Source organism: Bacillus sp. FJAT-44742 (assembly GCF_002797315.1).
Lineage (GTDB): Bacteria > Bacillota > Bacilli > Bacillales > Marinococcaceae > Thalassorhabdus > Thalassorhabdus alkalitolerans.
In genome coordinates this window covers 3,149,951-3,168,474 of record NZ_KZ454936.1, presented here as the reverse complement: position 1 = coordinate 3,168,474, position 18,524 = coordinate 3,149,951, and the positions used below count along the sequence as shown (strand labels likewise).

Below are 18,524 nucleotides of genomic sequence, written 5' to 3'. Positions count from 1 at the left end.
ATCGGATAAACAACAGGGAGTGTGAAGAAAAAATTGTCAAAAAACAAAATTTTACAGCAGCCATGGTTACAAACAAGAGTAGGCGGAAACTATGTCCTGCTTGTAGGCGGCCGTTTTGAAGAGGGATTGAAGCTGGAAAAGAGTCCGAACGCTGACATTCTGTTTGCCTCCCATTACCACACGTCTGCCTATTTTCATAGAATGTTTTCCGAAGGCAAAGTGGTGAAAACAGGTAACATAGACCTATACGCTTTTTCTGGGAATTTCGACTTGAGTATATATAAAGAGAACCAATTCGACTCTGTGATAGTAGGAGAAGTTCCGCGAGAACTTGATTATGCTGCGCTCCTTTCAGGTATACAAAGAGTTCTGAAGCCAAGCGGGAAATTCATTTGGACAGAAGTGATTCCTTCCTTCCCGACCTTTCCTGTGAAGGAGGGATACGGATTTATAGAGCGGTTTATCCAAGTACAAAAGTATTTCAAAAGGCGAGAGACGAAATTTCTAACAGGCGACAAGATTGGCTATGTAGGATGGAACAAAGAATCATCTGAGTACTCTAAAGACCTTGTCTATAAACTGGCAGTGAAGATTGGAATCGAAGAGTCTGAACGTTATTTTCGTCATCAGGAAAAAGCAGTCCAAGCTCTTAAGGAAGAGAATGAACAGCTGCGCTATTACTTGAACGCATTATTAGAAGACCACTCCAAACTGTTGGAGGCATACGAAACGGAAAGCACATTTTACAATCGAATGAGAAAGTCATTATATAAAGAAACCGTAAGCGAGCTTTCTGGAGATATAATCAAGAAAGCCGAAAAAACTGCTGACATATCGTCTCTGTCGATTGCATCCTCTACGGTTCCTGTAAAAGGAAGCCGGCCTGACCAAAGGATATTGAAGCTCACACCCGCGCCTTCCATGAAGGAACGGCAAAAGGCCATAGGTTATTTCCTTACTGCCTACGGGAAAGACAGGTACCACGGGGTTATTGTCATGTACACTAATGAAGAATTTATAAAAGACAAGAGTGGCACACGAGTGAGTCAGCTTGCTCAAGCATTCTCCTCATTAGGCTGGGGAGTATTTTTCATTTATAAAGGGGAAAAGGAGAGCAAGCATTACCCTGTCTACGCGGGAGGAAACGTCTTTCAAATAGAAGAAAAAGAAGCACTGGACATGCTGTTTCCAAGATTGCTTCAGCACACCTTTGCAGACAGCATGCCTAAAGTGGTGCTAAATACAGCGGCTTCTACTCATGGGGCAAAGTGGCTTAACCAACTTGCTGTCCGGGGCTGGAAAACGTACTATCTGTGGGACAAGCCGGCAAAGGAACAATGGAAAGCAGAAGACTCTTTTCTTCTACATCAGTCCATGAAGACAGTCACGTCAAGTGAAGAAAAAGCGGAAGCACTGAAAAGGAAGGGTATACCCCAGCCGGTGGTGCTTTCCGATGGCATCGATTCTTCCTACTTTCAGTATCCTCGCAACAAAGTGAAAAGCGAGGAGCTGGTGATTGGCTGTGTGGAAGGAAATAAGGAGAGAATTGATTGGGAGTTTTTATTGGCCTTAACGCGGAAATACAAGAATGTAACGATACACGCCGTTTCATCAGACCGGCCTCAGCATGTGAAACAAGAAAAGAGAATTAAGTGGTACCGGCCGCGGGAGGAGCGGGACCTGGTGAACCTTGCGGCAAGGTGGTCTATCGTTGGAGCTTTTTATGAAGACATTATACAAAACGAACCCTTTACAGCTTTTCTCATTTCCCTTGGTCTGCCTGTACTGGGCAATTTCCAGGAATCAGCCGAGGTTTTCCCAAGGGGGATGTTTTTAAACCTGGAAGAGGATATAGACAAACAGATGAACGAAGCAAGGGAGCAGGAGTTTCCCTACTCCACATGGCATCAAAGAATTCAATCCAACAGCTGGGAAGCGAAAGCGGAGCAGCTTGCCGGGCTGCAGGTTCAGAATCCTTTTCAGCCTGTTGTTGTGCAATAAAGAAGGTGAACGGTTTGAAGATTTTATATATCTACAGATATCTCCTGCTCGGAGGAGTCTGCACTCAGCTTTCAAATAGACTGGTGCACCTGAGCAAAAAGTGTGAAGTGCACCTTGCCTTTCTTAGAGATCACGGAGGGGAGACGGCTTTTCGCAAGCATCCACATGTGTATAAGCCAAAGACAGATGATGAATTAAAAGACCTAATCAACAAAAATAACTATGACCTCATCATCAATGTGGATACAGAAGAAGCCTATGAGGTTATTCATGCGTCTTCCTTTCAAGGGAAAGTCATCCATGAAGTTCATGGGACCTCCAAAAGAATTGAATATTTGAAATGGCTTGATGTCTCGACAATCGATGCCCTCATCACTCCGACTCAATACGTCATGGAGGTGTTAAGGAAGGAATACAACGTCTCAACGAGCATTCCGGCGTACGTAACGCCAAATTGCCTGGAGCTTGAACACTTCTATCCACGGAGCGTTTCAGCAGGCGGACAGCCCCGGGTTATGCTCTGGATTGGAAAGATTAACGACCATAAGAACTGGAGAGGATTTATCGAACTGGCTGCTGACTATACCGAAACCTATCCGGACAGTGAAATATGGCTGGCAGGGGGAGAAACAGCAAGTCCCCGTCCTGTGAAAGAACTTCTTTCCTATGTAGAAGAGCACAAGCTAATGAACAAATGGCGCTGGCTTCCAAGAGTGGAATACGAGGCGATGCCTCACCTGTACTCGTTCGTAGCTAAAACAGGCGGGTTTACGATGAGCACCTCAACGAATGAATCCTTTGGGATGACCCTCATTGAAGCGCTTGCCTGTGAGTGCCCGGTCATTGCCCCAAACGTGGGAGGAATCCCTGAAGTACTGCAGGGGTCTCTTCAACGGGCCATGTACCAAGGGAATGATCTTCAAGGAGCACTTTCTTTAGCGGGGAAAATGTCAGGAGACCAACAGTGGCGCAAGGACCTTGCAAAAGAAGGCAGAGAAGAAGTGGCCTCAAGATACGGGGTGGAGCCGGTTGTGGATCATTACTTCTCAACTCTCCAGACGATCGTGAATCAATAATCTCCGCTTTCACATGAGGCCTTCTCATAGTAAAATAGAATAGAAATTCTAAGAGGATATACGGACAAGCGAGAGGTGCAGCAGATGCACCTCTTTTATGTGAATAAATAGAAGAAACAGCCCCAAGAGGATTGGAAGAAAGGGAATCAAACTATGAAAATTCTGTATCTCAGCCAGCACTTTCCGCCAGAAATTGGAGCAGCCCAGGGAAGAGCGTACGATATGGCAAAAAACCTGGTAAAAGAAGGCCATGAGGTCACGGTTCTTACGACGTTTCCAAATCATGAAAAGAACCGTTCACTTTTTAAAAAAGAAACAAAAGAAGGCATAGAGGTTCGCCGTTCCTTTCGTTTTCAGGATACGAAAAAAAGCTCGAAAGCAAGGCTTGCTAACTATTTTTCCTTTATGTTTTCAAGTATCATCAGCGGCTTATTTGTTAGAAAAACAGATGCCGTTTATGCCTCAAGCCCCCATTTGTTTACGGCAGCATCTGGATATGTTCTCAGCCGCCTGCTCAGAAAGCCCTTTATCCTGGAAGTAAGGGACCTGTGGGTTGATTTTGCTAAAATCCTAAGCCAGTTTTCCAATCCGCTCCTGCTCAAATGGGCCAGAAAGCTGGAGAATTTCTTATATCAAAAGGCAGACCATATTATTACAGTTACCCATGGATACAAGGAACATTTGATCAAGCAAGGTGTAGATGGACGAAAGATCAATGTAGTCACAAACGGTGTAGATATAGAAGATATACAGTCGGCTGCCAGTGAAGAAAAGGAAGAGATTCGAAAAAAGCATGAGCTGGGAAATGACCTTGTTGTCTTATACGCAGGAAACATGGGAGCGGCACAGGGACTTGATGTCGTGCTTGACGCTGCTAACCTACTGGGACCAGAAGCAGGAGTAACGTTTTGCTTTATAGGAGAGGGAGTGGAGAAAGACCCGTTGAAGGCAAAAGCAGATTTTGAACACATCCCCAATCTCTTGTTTTTGGACAGTATGAATAAAGAGGAGCTTATGCCGTACTATCAGGCTGCTGATCTGTGCTTAGTCACCTTGAAAAACCACCCTCTTTTTCATATTACCATTCCTTCCAAAGTGTTTGATTGTATGGCAGCTGGAAAACCAGTCTTAATTGGCGTAGGGGGAGAAGCGACGGATATCGTGCTTGAAAATGAAGCTGGGATCGCCTTTGAACCTGGGAACGCAGAAGAACTTGCTGAGGCTGTGAACAAAGCGGTGAAAAATAGAGAGTGGATTAAGGAGCTTGAGAGCAACGTCACCGAAGTCGTGAAACAAAAGTATAACCGTAGAACGCTTGCCAGGAAGCTGAGCAGTATTCTTAAGAACGTGGTAAAGGATGAGAAAAATGACTAAAGCAGTGGTGCTCACAACCGTTCATCCGGCATACGACGGGAGAATTTATTATAAGCAGTGCAGGACCCTTAAGCGAGCAGGATACGACGTAGAACTCATTGCCCCGGAACCGGAAGAGTATGAGGATCAAGAAGTACCTATTATTCCCCTCCCAAAAGCGGGAAGCAGGTTGTCACGTCTTCTTCTTTCATTGAAAGCTGTAAAGATTGCGAGAAAGCAGAATGGTGATATTTATCATTTTCATGATCCTGAGCTGCTTCCTGCAGGTGTCCTCCTGCGAATCTTAACGAGAAAGCCTGTGGTCTTTGATGTTCATGAGCACTACCCAAATGCGATCATGAGCAAGCCTTACCTTTCAAAGCCTGCCAGGGTGATGATGAAAAAGGTGTTCGAAATGACGGAAAAGGTGTTGCTTCCCTTTTTATCGGGTATAGTTGTGACGACCGAGGAAATTGGGGAAAGGTACAGGAAGTACAAGCATTGTAAAGTAGAGAATTATCCATTAAATGAATTGTTTCCTGCGCCTGACCTTTCAAAAAAAGATGCGACACAGCTCGTCTATGTAGGAGGAATTACGGAAATCCGCGGAGCGGCAGAGCTTATTGAGGGCTTTGCCAAAGTGGTAAAGGCCCGTCCTGATGCTCACCTAACCTTTGTAGGGTTCTTTCAATCTGCTGAATTTGAGAAGAGGATCATGGAATTGATCAATTCTCTTGAAATAGAAGACCATGTTACCTTTACCGGAAAAGTATCCTACCAGAAGGTCCATGAATATTTAGAGCATTCTTCTATTGGACTGCTTCCATACCTTCCGGTACCAAACCATGTCGTCTGTCTGCCGAATAAGCTTTTTGAATACATGGCCACCGGGCTTGCAGTCGTTTCCTCAGACTTTCCCAACTACCGAAAAGTAGTGACAGACTACCAGACAGGCGAGCTGGTGAATCCAGAATCCCCGGAGGAAATCGCAGGTGGAATGCTGAAATTAATGGAAGATGAAAAGGAACTGAAAGAAATACAAAAGCGGGCGCTGAAGGCCTTTGAAGAGTCATACAGCTGGAAATCGGAAGGCAGGGTCCTTCTACGATTTTATGAAGAATTGCTTTCAAAGCAGAAGAAATGAAAAAAGCATAGATGTATAAGATTATGGGAAAATAAAATAATGCTTGATTGTACCTGCCTTGCTGATATACTTAGTAATGGTACAATAAAGTATATTATTGAGGAAGGTGTGGACGGTGGAGCCATTATATGAATATTTTATCGCTTTATTTATCGCTTTTATCGTCACGATAGCCACTACACCTTTAGTGAAGAAGCTTGCACTTAAAGGCGGATTTGTGGACCAGCCTTCTCAACGAAAAGTGCATGAAGATTCCATGCCTCGAATTGGCGGAGTAGCGATCGCCTTTGGGGCCGTGGCCGGGCTGATCTATTTACAGCCTCCCTTTGAATTTTTCTGGCCTATTACGATCGGGGCACTTACGATACTCATTCTCGGCTTGATTGATGATAAATATACACTATCCCCAAGCAAAAAGCTGTTTGGGCAGATGGCCGCCGCAACCATTGTGGTAGCAGGCGGATTACAGATTGAATTTATTTCTCTGCCGTTTAACGGCTATATAGAGTTTGGATTATGGAGCTACCCTTTTACAATTTTATGGATTCTTGCCATGGTAAATGCTATTAACTTAATTGACGGGTTGGACGGACTGGCAGCGGGAACCAGTTCAATTGCCTTAACGATTTTGTTTATGATGGCCTTTATGGACGGACAGATCCTTGCTGCAGCCCTTGCCATTGTCTTAGTGGGGAGCGGGCTTGGATTCTTAGTGTTCAACTTTCACCCTGCTAAAATCTTCATGGGTGACACAGGATCCATGTTTCTAGGATATTCGATATCGATTATTTCCATGGTCGGTTTGTTTAAGAACCTGACACTGTTTACCTTGATTATCCCGGTTATTATTCTGGCAGTGCCGATCTTTGATACGTTCTTTGCCATTATCAGGAGACTGCTGAACAAACAGAAGATTTCCGCGCCGGATAAAGGGCATTTGCACTACAGACTTCTTGCTCTTGGTTTCAGCCACAGAACAACCGTATTAATCCTATACGGAGTCAGCATATTCTTTGGGGGCGCAGCGCTCGTCTTTTCAGAAACCGCGTTATGGATGTCTATTCTAATCATTCTCTTTCTGGGGTTATTAACCCAGGTGATGGCCGAATGGATTGGAATACTAGGAGAACGGAAGAAACCAATCTTCAGCCTGGTGAAGAAGTTAAAAAAGAAAACATTGCTGAGGCAATAATAAAAAGGAAGCATCATCTGCTTAGACAGTGATGCTTCCTTTTTCGTATTCTTCAAGGCAGGTCCTTCTTTGATTAGTAAAGAAGAGCCATGCTCGCTTTCCGCAGACGAACGTTCGAGCCTCCTCGGGAAGAGCACCCTGCGGGGTCTCTCTCGCTCGTTTTTCTGCAGGAGTCTCGCTGGTCTTCTTCATTTATTACAATATTAATATCATCTCGACATTTATTATAAAAAGAAGAAGGGTCCCTCATCCCACTAACAATAATTGTGACTAGGATGAGAGACCTTTCTATTTATCGTTTATTCATAATCACTTGCTTCCTGGGCAGAGTAAGTGTGAGGTTCTTCAATCATATCCAAGTGTACCTTCAACCGGTCTCTGGCTTCCTGAAGAGAATCCTCAGATACCTGGTAGTAGTACACACCGTTTTGCGTTAAATCACTTCCAGATAAGTTCACCGTTTCAATGGAATCCAACGACTGAGCATAAGGGTGCAGGCTCAAAATATTTCCCAGGGAAAGATTTGTTGACATGTTGTTTCCAATTTCATCAAGGACATCGTCATATCTGGCGACCGATGAAATCGACCCTGCTCTGCGGATGACAGCTTCCATGACCTCCTGCTGACGTTCACCACGTCCGAGGTCGCCCCGAGGATCCTGCTTTCTCATTCGTACGTAGCCAAGAGCTTCTTCGCCGTCAAGATGTTGGCGTCCTTCTTCGAAGTACACCATATTGGCGCTTCCCTCTGTACCATGGGTTTCAAAGTCAAACGGCACGTCAACTTCTACGCCGCCTAAGGCATCAATGATATCGACAAAGCCATGAAAGTTCATTTTTGTATAAAAGTCTACTGGAATATCCAGCATATTTTCAACGGTATCAATCGTAAGGTCCACTCCGCCAAAGGCATGAGCATGATTGATCTTATCTCTATTCTGGCGTCCTGGAATGTCGACCAGTGAATCCCTTGGGATACTGAGAAGCTTAATGGAGCTGTCTTCTCGATTAAATGTAGCCAGGATCAAAGCATCTGCACGTGAATTCTCGTTTGGATCATCGGTATCAACCCCTAGAAACAGGACCGAGAAATGATCCTTTGAAATATCAACAGCTTCATCACGTTTCTCCGATTTCTCACCACGGGCAAGATCTTCCTGCATATCTGATGCGGTGGTTACCACTTTATATCCTAAATAAGTTCCAAATAAGGTCAGCGGAAGAACAATGACAAGCAGAGGAATGAAAATCCACCGTTTTACTTTCCTCTTCTTCCGAGCCTCTTGCCTTCGTTGTTCCATACGTCCCATAGGCTTAAACGCTCCTTTAAGATTCCTTCGTCCAACGTCCATTTCTTAGGGTATACACTTTACCCTCCGTATATTATAAGAGAATATTATCTATATATCTATAAAAATTTTATCAAATTGTGTAGAAAGGTAGGTCCAGACTATGAATCTGGCGTTGTCAGACAGAAGGAAATCATAGTAAAATAACAGCTTACAATTAACGACAGGTGATTCGTAATGAAGGGAAATAAGAAATGGTGGGTGACAGCGACAGCCTGGTGCCTACTCATAGCAATGGCGACACGTCATACGGGGTTTACAGGTGAATCAACAGGACAATTGCTTGAGAATCCTTTGATTAATCCAGATATACTTAATTATATCATAAGAAAGCTTGTTCATCTTGCAGCCTTTGGGGTGCTTGCTGTCTTCTTTTGGCTTGCGCTTAGAGGGAAAAGGTATCAGTATACATTGGCCTGGGGACTGGCCACAGCCTACGGTGCCATTGATGAATGGCACCAGACCTTCGTGCCGGGAAGAGACGGGGTATTTTCAGACGTCTTGATTAATTCAGCGGGAGCCTTGATTGCGTTAAGCATTGTTTCTGTAATCAATACAAGAGAAGAGAGAAAGTAGAAACCCCCCTGGAGCAGTTTCTAGGGGGGTTTCTTTTAACCAAGTCTTCTTCGCCGGGCCATCCTTGAATTTTCAGGATAAGATGAACTCTTTTCTTTAGGAGCAGACATTAGCCACACAGCCCCTTTATAAAGGAAGAAAGCAGCATAAACTGCCGTAAAATTAATAACCATATCCATAATTAAGCCCGCACGTCCAAAGAAGGGCTGTAGAACCTCCAATATAATAGAAAAGAAGAGGGCAATGGCAAGTGCTAACCTTTGGGATCTAAAAGTAGAAAGAAGGAGCAGGGTTAAGATGAAGAAAGCCACAAAGTGCCCAAGCTTAGAAATGATAAATAAACGGTCTGATAAATCCAGAGCGAAAACCGAAAATTCTGCCCGCCAGCTAATATCACGGTCAATGTGAAAGGAAAAGCCTTCTCGGTGAATGATCAGATCACTAATACTGTTTGTTAAATTGAAAGCGATGAGTAAGAGAATCCAAGAAAGGCATAAAGTGTACATAAGAATCCTGGTTCCTGTCTTCATTTCTTGTTTCCTCCAGCCTTTATTGTTTGTTCCATAAATTGGGTGTGAGCTGTTTGTTTCCTTATTGTACATTATAACGCACGCCATTCCAATACTTGTCACTAGGTATAAAAAAGGCCGTCGAAAGCGCTTCGACAGCCATTTTTTATTAGTCTACATTCAAATGATCTTTCAGTTCTCCTGATATTCGTTGCCGTTCCTCTTCCGGAACCTCCAGGTAATAAACACCGTTAATTCTTGTTCCATTGCCGCTAATCTCAAACTCTTCAAGGTCATGGCGTGCCTGACGGTAATTTGATTGAAGGTCTCTCATTTCCTCAAATGTCAGGTTGGTTCTTACGTTGTTCCCTAAGGCATCTAAAATAGAGCCGGCCTTTGTTACTGAAGAGATCTGAGCTCCTTCATGAATCACAGCATCCACAAGCTGACGCTGACGTGTGTTTCTTCCAAAGTCACCGTTAGGGTCATTCTTTCTCATTCGTACATAAGCAAGGGCTTCATCTCCATCCAGGTTAATCTCCCCTTCGGAAAAATCATACCCTGACTGCTCGAAGGCAAAGGCGTTATCTACAGTCACACCGTCAACCGCATCAACAATATCTTTAAATCCATCCATATTTATGGAAACATAGTAATCGATCGGTATATCTAAAAAGTTTTCCACTGTATCCATGGCCATTTCCGGACCGCCAAAAGCAAAAGCATGGTTAATCTTATCCTCGTTGCCCCGGCCAACCATTTCTGTTCGGGTGTCTCTTGGAATGCTTACCATTTTCATAGACTCGTCTTCAGGATTCACTGTCAGAACAATCATTGTGTCAGAACGTCCTCTGGTCGATTCCTCGGCATCGATTCCAAGAATAAGAAAAGACAAAGGTTCTTGAGAAGAAAAATCAACTTCACGTAAATTATCACTTTCACGAATCAATGGTTCGTGCATGCTGTCGGCAGTATTAGAAATAGATAGGTATAAATAAAGTGCATATCCGCCGATAGCAAGAATGACAGCCCCTGCTAAACTGAATAAAACGATTAGTAATTTCTTCATATGTTGCGTTCCTGCTTTCTGAAGGTAATAGGTCATTCCTTTACAATTATAGGAAGGGGGTTGAGATTATACAAGAAAAATTTACAATAATAGTGAAAGTTGTGATACAATTCATGTATTGTTTTTAGGGAAATGTAACATTATGTAAAATAATATATGAAATAGCATCAGGAGGAAGGTATGGAAGAAACAATCAGCTTGAAAGAGATACTCGAAACGCTAAAAAAAAGAATCGTCATGATTATTGCAATAACTCTGGCAGCTGTGGGAATCAGTGCTGCAATCAGCTTCTTTGTATTAACGCCAATCTATGAAACTTCTACTCAAATTCTCGTAAACCAATCTCCAACTGAACAGCAAACATATTCTACCAGCGATATCGATACAAACCGTGAACTGATCAATACATACAATGTGATAATTAAAAGTCCTACAATTTTAGAGAGTGTAAGGGAAGAGCTTGGTTTAGAACGTTCTTATAACTCATTAAACAATCAAATCAACGTAGCAGCTGAAGGCGACTCACAGGTCGTTTCTATTTCGGTCCAAGATCCAGATCCGGTAATGGCAGTAAATATCGCCAATATGACAGCGAATGTTTTTGAAAGAGATATCGTAAACATTATGAGTGTTGATAATGTTAGTATTCTATCAACAGCTGAACTAACAGAAGAAATGTCTCCTGTCTCTCCTCAACCTATGCTGAATATGGCGATTGCCTTTGTTGTTGGCCTAATGGCAGCAGTGGGATTGGCATTTCTATTAGAATTTCTTGATAACACGATTAAAACAGAACAGGATATCGAAAGAGGTCTGGAGCTTCCGGTCCTAGGAGTTATTCCGGAAATGGATGCCAATGATCAGAAAGCAGCCAAACCATACCGAGAAGAACCAGGGAGTGAGAAGGTTAATGCTCAAAAAATTTCGTAATAAAAATGAACAAGGAACTAAGACAAGAACGTTAATCGCTAAGGAACAGCCGAGGTCACCGATAACAGAGCAGTTTCGCACGATTCGCACAAACATTCAGTTTGCCGCAGTTGATGAAGAAGTGTCTACCATTATGACCACCTCAGCGGGACCAGGGGATGGGAAATCAACAGTCAATGCAAATTTGGCTGTGGTGATGGCTCAGCAAGGAAAAGGGGCTCTGCTAATTGACGCTGATATGAGAAAGCCAACCGTTCATTATACATTCCGTCTTCCTAACCATGTGGGCTTAAGTAACGTTGTAACGAAACAAATGAGCCTGAACGAAGCAGTCCGGCCTACTGACGTGGAAGGGTTAGATGTATTAACCTGCGGACCTATTCCTCCTAACCCATCTGAACTATTAGGGTCAAGAATGATGAAAGAGCTATTAAGCGAAGCAAAGAAGAACTATGAATATGTTATTCTAGATACTCCGCCCCTGCTTGCTGTAACAGATGCCCAAGTACTTGCAAGTATTTGTGACGGTGTGGTGCTTGTGGTAAGCAGCGGGAAAACAGTGAAAGACGAAGCTGAGAAAGCGAAAGAATTGATAGAGAATACGAATGCAAGACTATTAGGTGCTGTTTTAAATAGAAAAGAAAAGAAAACGAGCAACTATATGTATTATTACGGAAGTTAACTTACAGGATATTTAACAAATAACTTCCATTTATTTAACATTTGGTATATACTGTATTTTGTTAGTTTCATAGTAATAGGACTTTTGTATATAAAAAGAGGAGGGTGTTATATGATTGATATTCATTGTCATATCCTTCCGGATACCGACGATGGGGCAGCCCATTTAGAAGAAAGCAAAGCAATGGCTCTAAAGGCATTAGAAGAAGGGGTTACAACAATCATCGCTACCCCCCATCATTACAACGGTACGTACTTAAATCCTAAATTTGATATTTTCCAAAAAACAAAGAAACTAAACGATGCCTTCAAAGCAGAAAACATACCTCTTACTGTATTACCTGGACAAGAAACGAGAATCCATGGGGACTTGCCGAAAGGATTAGAGCTGGGAGAGATATTGACACTTGCTGATGGAGGTCTTTATTTATTTGTAGAGCTGCCTAGTGACCATGTCCCCAGGTATACGCCAAAGATGCTATACGACATCCAGCAGCAGGGTTTGATTCCGATTATTGTTCATCCTGAAAGAAATAAGGAATTGATTGAGCAGCCAGGGATGTTATATGAATTGGTGAAAAACGGGGCAGCCACCCAAGTGACTGCATCCAGCCTTGTAGGCGATTTTGGGAAAAAGGTGAAGAGTTTCAGTATGCAATTAATAGAACATGAGCTTACTCATTTCATTGCCTCCGATGCCCATGGAACCAAGAAACGTCCTTCGCGAATGAAAGCGGCGTTTGAGGAAGTTGAACGAAAGTTTGGTTTGGATGCTTCCTATTTCTTTAGTGAAAATGCTGAATTTCTTGTTAAAGGGCAGTATATATCCATGAATGAACCGCAACGCATAAAAAAGAAGAAAGTATTTGGCTTGTTTTAGTAAGCAATATAACTTTATTTATATAATTAAGTTAGACAAATTTTTGCATTAGTTCTTTAGTCATTAGTATAACCTTTGGCCAAAAGGCTTTAACGTATCGCGCCTGTTCAGGACGTTTGCGCTTTTCTTTTTAGGTGATGTCTCCTTACCTTTAATAACGGAGATACTCGGCCGTGCTGTGGGGTAACACCTTAGGCGCTTGTCGCCAAGGGTGCGGTGTGAGGTTAGGTTAAATGCCTATTTACAAAAGGTGAAAATATAAATAATGCCTGGAAGTGCCAACCATTGGTGGAACCAGGCATTATTTATATTTTTCGTATTAAAAGACAAAAGGAGTGATAGGTTTGAGTTCATCTACATTGGTAAAAGATTCACCAAAGAAAGCAATTCCCTTAACGTATAAAAAAAGAATAGCGACGTTGATGACCATAGATACACTCATTGTACTGACAGCTGTATTTATAGGGGGATATTTATTATACTCGCCTGAATACATCTGGTCAGCCATTCTATTTGCAAGTTCAGCTACACTGGTTATTTCTCATCATATTCTGGCACATTTTTTTAAACTATATAAACGTGCATGGTCTTATGCGAGTGTGAATGAGCTTGTGGCTATCTTCCAAGCTGTTTCGCTGACGATTCTTATTACAGGAATTATGCAATTTACATTTTTCCAGACTCTTCATATAAGAACGTTAATTGTAACCTGGATGTTACATATTTTACTCATTGGGGGCTCTCGCTTTGCCTGGAGAATTTACCGAGATGGCTACCTGAAAGACAACAAGGAAAAAACAAGAACGTTAATTATTGGAGCGGGCGGAGCAGGTACGCTAGTATGCCGAAATATACAGCAGTACAAGGATACAGAAATGCATCCGGTTGCTTTTATTGATGATGATATCACTAAGCAAAATTTAGAAGTGTTAGGCCTTCCTGTAGCTGGCGGGGTCAATGACATTCCAAGAGTAGTTAAAGAATATGAAGCAGAGCACATAGTCATTGCCATTCCTTCTTTAAAGAAAAAAGACTTACAGAGAATCTATGAGGAATGCCAGAAGACAAAAGTGAAAACCCAGATCCTTCCTTCTGTTGAAGGTCTTTTAACTGGAAAGGTTTCAGTAAAGCAATTTAGAGATGTTCAAGTAGAAGACTTGCTTGGAAGAGAGCCAGTTGAACTAGACACTGACAAAATTGGAAAAAAGCTCACTGGTAAAAAAATATTAGTTACAGGAGCTGGGGGTTCAATTGGTTCAGAAATCTGCCGGCAAGTATATAAGTTTGAACCAGCAACCTTAATTCTCCTTGGTCATGGAGAAAACAGTATATACAGCATTGAAATGGAATTAAAGCAATTGAGGGGAGTAACAGATATTGTTACGGAAATCGCTGATGTGCAGGATCGGGAAAGAATGTTTGCTGTAATGGAAAAGCACAGACCAGATGTGGTTTACCATGCAGCCGCTCACAAACATGTTCCACTTATGGAGAGAAACCCACACGAAGCGGTCAAAAATAATGTGATAGGCACGAAAAACACTGCAGAAGCTTCAGAAGCTGTTGGAGTTGCTTCCTTTGTAATGGTATCAACAGACAAAGCAGTAAATCCAACGAGTGTCATGGGTGCCACAAAACGCATAGCAGAGATGGTCATCCAGCATTTAGACATGATAAGTGATACGAAATTTGTTGCTGTCCGCTTCGGCAATGTTCTTGGAAGCAGAGGTAGCGTCATTCCATTATTTAAAAAGCAAATTGAGGCAGGGGGGCCTGTTACTGTTACTCATCCTGACATGGAACGTTATTTTATGACAATTCCCGAAGCTTCTAGGCTTGTTTTACAAGCCGGTTCCCTCGCAAAGGGTGGTGAGATTTTTGTGCTTGATATGGGTGAACCAGTAAAGATTGTTAATTTGGCCAGAAACTTAATTCATCTATCTGGTTTTACAGAAGAAGAAATTGAAATAGTATTTCCAGGAAAGCGTCCAGGTGAGAAATTATTTGAAGAGCTTCTTGGAGATAATGAGGTGCACCAAGAGCAAATCTATCCCAAAATATATCGAGGGAAAACTACATCTGTAGATATTAATGTTATTAACGAATTTATTCTAGAGGTAGAAAAACAAGAAAAAGAAATGGTGAGGGAAAGGGCACTGGATATTGCCCATTTTAAGAAGGGAAATCTAAACCAATTAACTGTTACATGAACTAGGAAGATATACCAAATTTAAAAATAGTAGGTGGGATTTTAATGAGTAACACTATTACAAACATATCAACAAACAAAAATACAACTTATGATTATAAAAATAAAAAAATAGTTATCACAGGTGGTAATAATCTATATGGAGATGTAGAGTTATCAGGTGCCAAAAACGCAGCCTTGCCTATGATTGTTGCTGCTTGTCTTGGGGAAAAAGAGACGAGACTAACCAATGTACCGATAAATTTACGTGATGTGAAAATATTAATTCAAATATTAACTGAGATGGGAGCAAATATTGCCGTAGAAGGTAATATGGTAACATGTAGCAAAGGAGATTTTCCAAATAAAGTGAATGCTCCAAGGGTCTCCAGTAGCATTAGATATTCACTTTTGTTACTTGGTTTAACAAGTGCATTAAAAGAGAAGATAAAATTGCCCCTCCCTGGTGGATGCAAAATTGGGGATAGAAAATATGATTTGCACATATTAGGTTTAAAAAAGCTTGGAGTAGAAGTAGAAGAGTCAGATGAAGGGTTAGGGGTAAATTCACGTGTTTTGAAAGGAAATAACATAGAGTTTTATCTACCTACTACTTCTGGTACTGAAAACATTCTCATAGCTGGTTGTTTAGCAGAAGGAGAAACTACATTGCTAAACGCTAATACCAGGCCTGAAGTCCTACAATTATGCGAATTATTAAAAGCTATGGGGGCAGAGGTAGAATGTAAAAACCGAATACTGAAAATAAAAGGTGTAAAAGAGTTACACGGGGGTGTAACCATGCCAATAATGCCTGGCTGGGATGAAGCCATAACATATGCTGTTGCAGCGGGAGTTACTGAAGGTGAAATTCGTATTCCAAATTTTAATATGGAATATATTAAAGAGGACGTAAGATACTTAAGGCAAGCCGGACTAGAAGTATTTGAATGGGGGGGATCTCTGTTTATATCTGGGAAGGGGGTTAAGAAGCCGTTTGATTTGTTTACTGCTCCATACCCTGGTATAAACTCTGATATGCAGCCAATTTTCGCAACACTGGCCTTATCAGCACAAGGAATAAGCTCTATTGCCGATTTACGTTTCACGGATCGTTTCCAATATGTGAATGAGTTAAAAAAATTTGGTGCTAATATTCATTCCTTTGGTAACACAGCGATAATTGAAGGAAATAAAAAATTAAATGGTGCAAACGTACAGGCTACTGATTTAAGAGGAGGAGCCTCGTGCATCTTGACTGGGCTGTTTTCTGATGGAGAAACGACAATATCAAATGTAGAACAAATATATAGAGGGTATGAAAATATAACTAGTAAATTGCGTAGACTTGGAGCAGAGATACATGTTCAATAGTCTTCAGTGCCAAGTAAAAGAAAACGTTAGTCTAGCCACGTATACAAGTTGGAAAGTTGGGGGTAAATGTAGATACTTTATTGAACCTAATAATAAGGAAGATATCCAAGAAACACTGAGTATATGCAAGAATAATAATACTCCTTATTTCGTAATAGGGAAGGGTTCTAATATTTTAATAAATGACGAAGGATTTAATGGGGCTGTTATATACATTGGCAAAGGGTGTTCGGAATATTCAATATTAGGAAATAGTGTAAGTGTGCAGGCTGGAATGCCACTGCCTAAGTTAGCTTTTACGATGGCTAAATTGGGCTTTGAAGGGTTTGAATTTTACGCTGGCATTCCAGGCACTGTTGGAGGAGCTGTGGTCATGAATGCCGGATCGGCTGGTGAGGAAACAAAAAATATTTTAAAATCAGTTACCTACTTAAATGATTACGGAATTTTGAAAAAGAAAGAATTAAAAGATTTAGAATTAGGCTTTAGATCTTCTTCATTTTTACATTCAAAGTTTGTAATTATAGAAGCTGAATACGATTTACGAGAAGACCTAAATAACAAAGCAATAGAGAAAACAAAAAAGAATGCGGAAAGAAGAAGAACAAAATTCCCACTTAACATCCCTAGTGCTGGAAGTACATTTAAAAGCCCTCCACAGGGGCCTTATCCAGGGAAATTAATTGAAGAAGCTGGGTTAAAGGGATACCGAGTAGGAGGAGCAAGGATTAGCGAGCGACATGGTAATTGGATAGAAAATGTCGATCAGGCAACAGCAAAAGATATTAAGAAGTTAATAAGAGTAGCTAAAAATGAAGTGAAAATTAAACATTCAATTGTAATGGAAGAAGAAGTAATTTGCGTATAACTTATGGAGAGTAGGTCTATGAATAAAGGAAGTACTAGTTTTCAAGTTGTCACAACTTTTGGTACAAAAATAATAATATTGTTTGGTAGCTTTATTATTTCAGTAATTTTAGCAAGGCTATTAGGACCAGAGGGTAAAGGCATTGTAACTGCGGTGTTTGTTGTGCCTAATCTTATTATCACTTTAGCAGACCTAGGTATTAGGCAAGCAACTGCCTATCATATTGGTAAAAAACTCTATAAAACGGAAGAGATTATATCCTCAGTAATGATAGTTTGGCTTATTGCTTCCTTGTTGTCTCTGGCCGTGGCAGTCACCTATTATACTACTGGCTCTGTACAAAGCTATGGTTGGTTAATTATAACGATTGCATTAATAACCATACCATTAAAAATATTATCAAAGTATTTTCAAGGAATTTTACAAGGACAAATTAAAATAGGAACTTTTAATATCAGTGAATTACTTAGTTTTTTTGTAAATTTACTAGGAGTTCTTCTATTGGTTTGGCTTTTTAATTTAGACATCATAGGAGCCGCCTTAGTGCAACTTTTGATGGGGATAGTTATGTTGGTTTACTTAACTATAGTGATTACCAAAAAGTTCAAAATAACCTTTAAATACAATAAGGAAGTATCAAAATCACTCTTTAATCATGGAATAAAATTTGCTTTGGCGTTATTTATATTAACATTAAATTATAGAGTTGATATTATTTTTCTGGAGCAAATGACTTCCCCCGAAAGCGTAGGAATTTATTCTATAGGAACCAACCTATCTGAGTTAATATGGAAGTTGCCTGCCGCTATGGGAATGGTATTATTTGCAAAGAGTGCATCTTCTAAGGTTGGTGATGAAAAGACCTATTTAAGGGCTGTTAAGCTGTTAAGAATGAGCATGCCTTTATTATTATGTATTTGTCTTTTATTGTGGATAATGGCTCCTTTTTTAGTTTCAGTTATATACGGTGAAGAATTTATTTCTTCTGTGGAAGTAATTAGGATCTTATTACCTGGAATTTTTGTTATTGTAATTTCTAAAATTCTTCACCCTGATTTAGCAGGAAGAGGCTTTCCCCTGTACGCGTTTTGGGTGTTCGTGGGACCCTTAATTCTGAATATTATTCTTAATCTTATCTTAATACCAAAGTATGGAATGAGTGGAGCAGCATGGGCCTCGACAATTAGTTATTCTCTAGGTGGATTACTTTTTGGAATAGTTTATTCAAGAAAGGAACAAATTCCATTAAGGACAGTTCTCTTCCTACAACTTAGTGATATAAAAGAGGTTATTAATAAATTTAAAAAAGCAATGTAAACTATTGATAAAGGGAG

Annotated in this window: 17 protein-coding genes; 13 read left to right on the top strand and 4 right to left on the bottom strand. The window is 41.0% G+C overall.

The features are described 5' to 3' along the window. The first annotated feature begins 33 nt into the window (after window positions 1-33). The 5 genes from CEF17_RS15615 to CEF17_RS15595 all read left to right on the top strand — a co-directional run bounded on the left by CEF17_RS15615 (window position 34) and on the right by CEF17_RS15595 (window position 6,766). Complete coding sequence (locus CEF17_RS15615; protein WP_100400350.1) at window positions 34-2,001, top strand: glycosyltransferase family protein; 1,968 nt, start codon at window positions 34-36, stop codon at window positions 1,999-2,001. Then, a complete protein-coding gene (locus CEF17_RS15610; RefSeq protein ID WP_100400349.1) occupies window positions 1,902-3,077 on the top strand; it encodes a glycosyltransferase family 4 protein in 1,176 nt (391 codons plus the stop codon). Before CEF17_RS15615 ends, CEF17_RS15610 begins: the two co-directional genes overlap by 100 nt. A 153-nt stretch (window positions 3,078-3,230) precedes the next feature. Continuing rightward, window positions 3,231-4,451, top strand: a complete 1,221-nt coding sequence (locus CEF17_RS15605) for a glycosyltransferase family 4 protein (protein WP_100400348.1) — start codon at window positions 3,231-3,233, stop codon at window positions 4,449-4,451. Further along, window positions 4,444-5,574, top strand: a complete 1,131-nt coding sequence (locus CEF17_RS15600; RefSeq protein ID WP_198508995.1) for a glycosyltransferase family 4 protein — start codon at window positions 4,444-4,446, stop codon at window positions 5,572-5,574. The genes CEF17_RS15605 and CEF17_RS15600 overlap by 8 nt, the downstream gene beginning before the upstream one ends. A gap of 115 nt (window positions 5,575-5,689) precedes the next feature. After that, entirely contained in the window at window positions 5,690-6,766 is a 1,077-nt protein-coding gene (locus CEF17_RS15595) for a glycosyltransferase family 4 protein (RefSeq protein WP_100400346.1), read from the top strand. Window positions 6,767-6,787: 21 nt separating this feature from the next. Here CEF17_RS15595 and CEF17_RS20450 read toward each other — a convergent pair whose 3' ends face one another. Further along, a complete protein-coding gene (locus CEF17_RS20450; RefSeq protein ID WP_198508994.1) occupies window positions 6,788-6,958 on the bottom strand; it encodes a hypothetical protein in 171 nt (56 codons plus the stop codon). A 107-nt stretch (window positions 6,959-7,065) separates the two neighbouring features. Next, entirely contained in the window at window positions 7,066-8,076 is a 1,011-nt protein-coding gene (locus tag CEF17_RS15590) for an LCP family glycopolymer transferase (RefSeq protein ID WP_100400345.1), read from the bottom strand. 216 nt (window positions 8,077-8,292) lie between these two features. Here CEF17_RS15590 and CEF17_RS15585 point away from each other — a divergent pair, with 216 nt between their 5' ends. Beyond that, a complete protein-coding gene (locus tag CEF17_RS15585; RefSeq protein ID WP_100400344.1) occupies window positions 8,293-8,691 on the top strand; it encodes a VanZ family protein in 399 nt (132 codons plus the stop codon). A 35-nt stretch (window positions 8,692-8,726) separates the two neighbouring features. On the opposite strand, the gene CEF17_RS15580 is transcribed toward CEF17_RS15585, so the two are convergent. Both CEF17_RS15580 and CEF17_RS15575 read right to left on the bottom strand, forming a co-directional pair. Further along, window positions 8,727-9,221 (bottom strand): VanZ family protein, encoded by a 495-nt coding sequence (locus CEF17_RS15580; RefSeq protein WP_157843062.1) that lies wholly within the window; start codon window positions 9,219-9,221, stop codon window positions 8,727-8,729. Window positions 9,222-9,369: 148 nt separating this feature from the next. After that, window positions 9,370-10,269: an LCP family glycopolymer transferase gene (locus tag CEF17_RS15575; protein ID WP_100400342.1), complete on the bottom strand. Its 900-nt coding sequence runs from the start codon at window positions 10,267-10,269 to the stop codon at window positions 9,370-9,372. 180 nt (window positions 10,270-10,449) lie between these two features. On the opposite strand from CEF17_RS15575, the gene CEF17_RS15570 reads away from it, so the two are divergent. From CEF17_RS15570 to CEF17_RS15540, 7 genes are all read left to right on the top strand, one after another. After that, window positions 10,450-11,199 (top strand): YveK family protein, encoded by a 750-nt coding sequence (locus CEF17_RS15570; RefSeq protein ID WP_100400341.1) that lies wholly within the window; start codon window positions 10,450-10,452, stop codon window positions 11,197-11,199. Beyond that, window positions 11,180-11,881 (top strand): CpsD/CapB family tyrosine-protein kinase, encoded by a 702-nt coding sequence (locus CEF17_RS15565; protein WP_100400340.1) that lies wholly within the window; start codon window positions 11,180-11,182, stop codon window positions 11,879-11,881. Before CEF17_RS15570 ends, CEF17_RS15565 begins: the two co-directional genes overlap by 20 nt. A gap of 111 nt (window positions 11,882-11,992) precedes the next feature. Continuing rightward, window positions 11,993-12,760 carry a tyrosine-protein phosphatase gene (locus CEF17_RS15560; protein ID WP_100400339.1) on the top strand — a complete coding sequence of 256 codons (768 nt, stop codon included), beginning with the start codon at window positions 11,993-11,995 and terminating at the stop codon, window positions 12,758-12,760. A gap of 422 nt (window positions 12,761-13,182) precedes the next feature. Then, window positions 13,183-14,970 (top strand): polysaccharide biosynthesis protein, encoded by a 1,788-nt coding sequence (locus tag CEF17_RS15555; RefSeq protein ID WP_100400939.1) that lies wholly within the window; start codon window positions 13,183-13,185, stop codon window positions 14,968-14,970. A gap of 44 nt (window positions 14,971-15,014) precedes the next feature. Continuing rightward, window positions 15,015-16,322 (top strand): UDP-N-acetylglucosamine 1-carboxyvinyltransferase, encoded by a 1,308-nt coding sequence (locus tag CEF17_RS15550; RefSeq protein WP_100400338.1) that lies wholly within the window; start codon window positions 15,015-15,017, stop codon window positions 16,320-16,322. Next, window positions 16,312-17,190, top strand: a complete 879-nt coding sequence (murB, locus tag CEF17_RS15545) for a UDP-N-acetylmuramate dehydrogenase (protein WP_100400337.1) — start codon at window positions 16,312-16,314, stop codon at window positions 17,188-17,190. Before CEF17_RS15550 ends, murB begins: the two co-directional genes overlap by 11 nt. A gap of 18 nt (window positions 17,191-17,208) precedes the next feature. After that, window positions 17,209-18,507: an oligosaccharide flippase family protein gene (locus CEF17_RS15540; RefSeq protein ID WP_198508993.1), complete on the top strand. Its 1,299-nt coding sequence runs from the start codon at window positions 17,209-17,211 to the stop codon at window positions 18,505-18,507. Window positions 18,508-18,524: the final 17 nt, after the last annotated feature.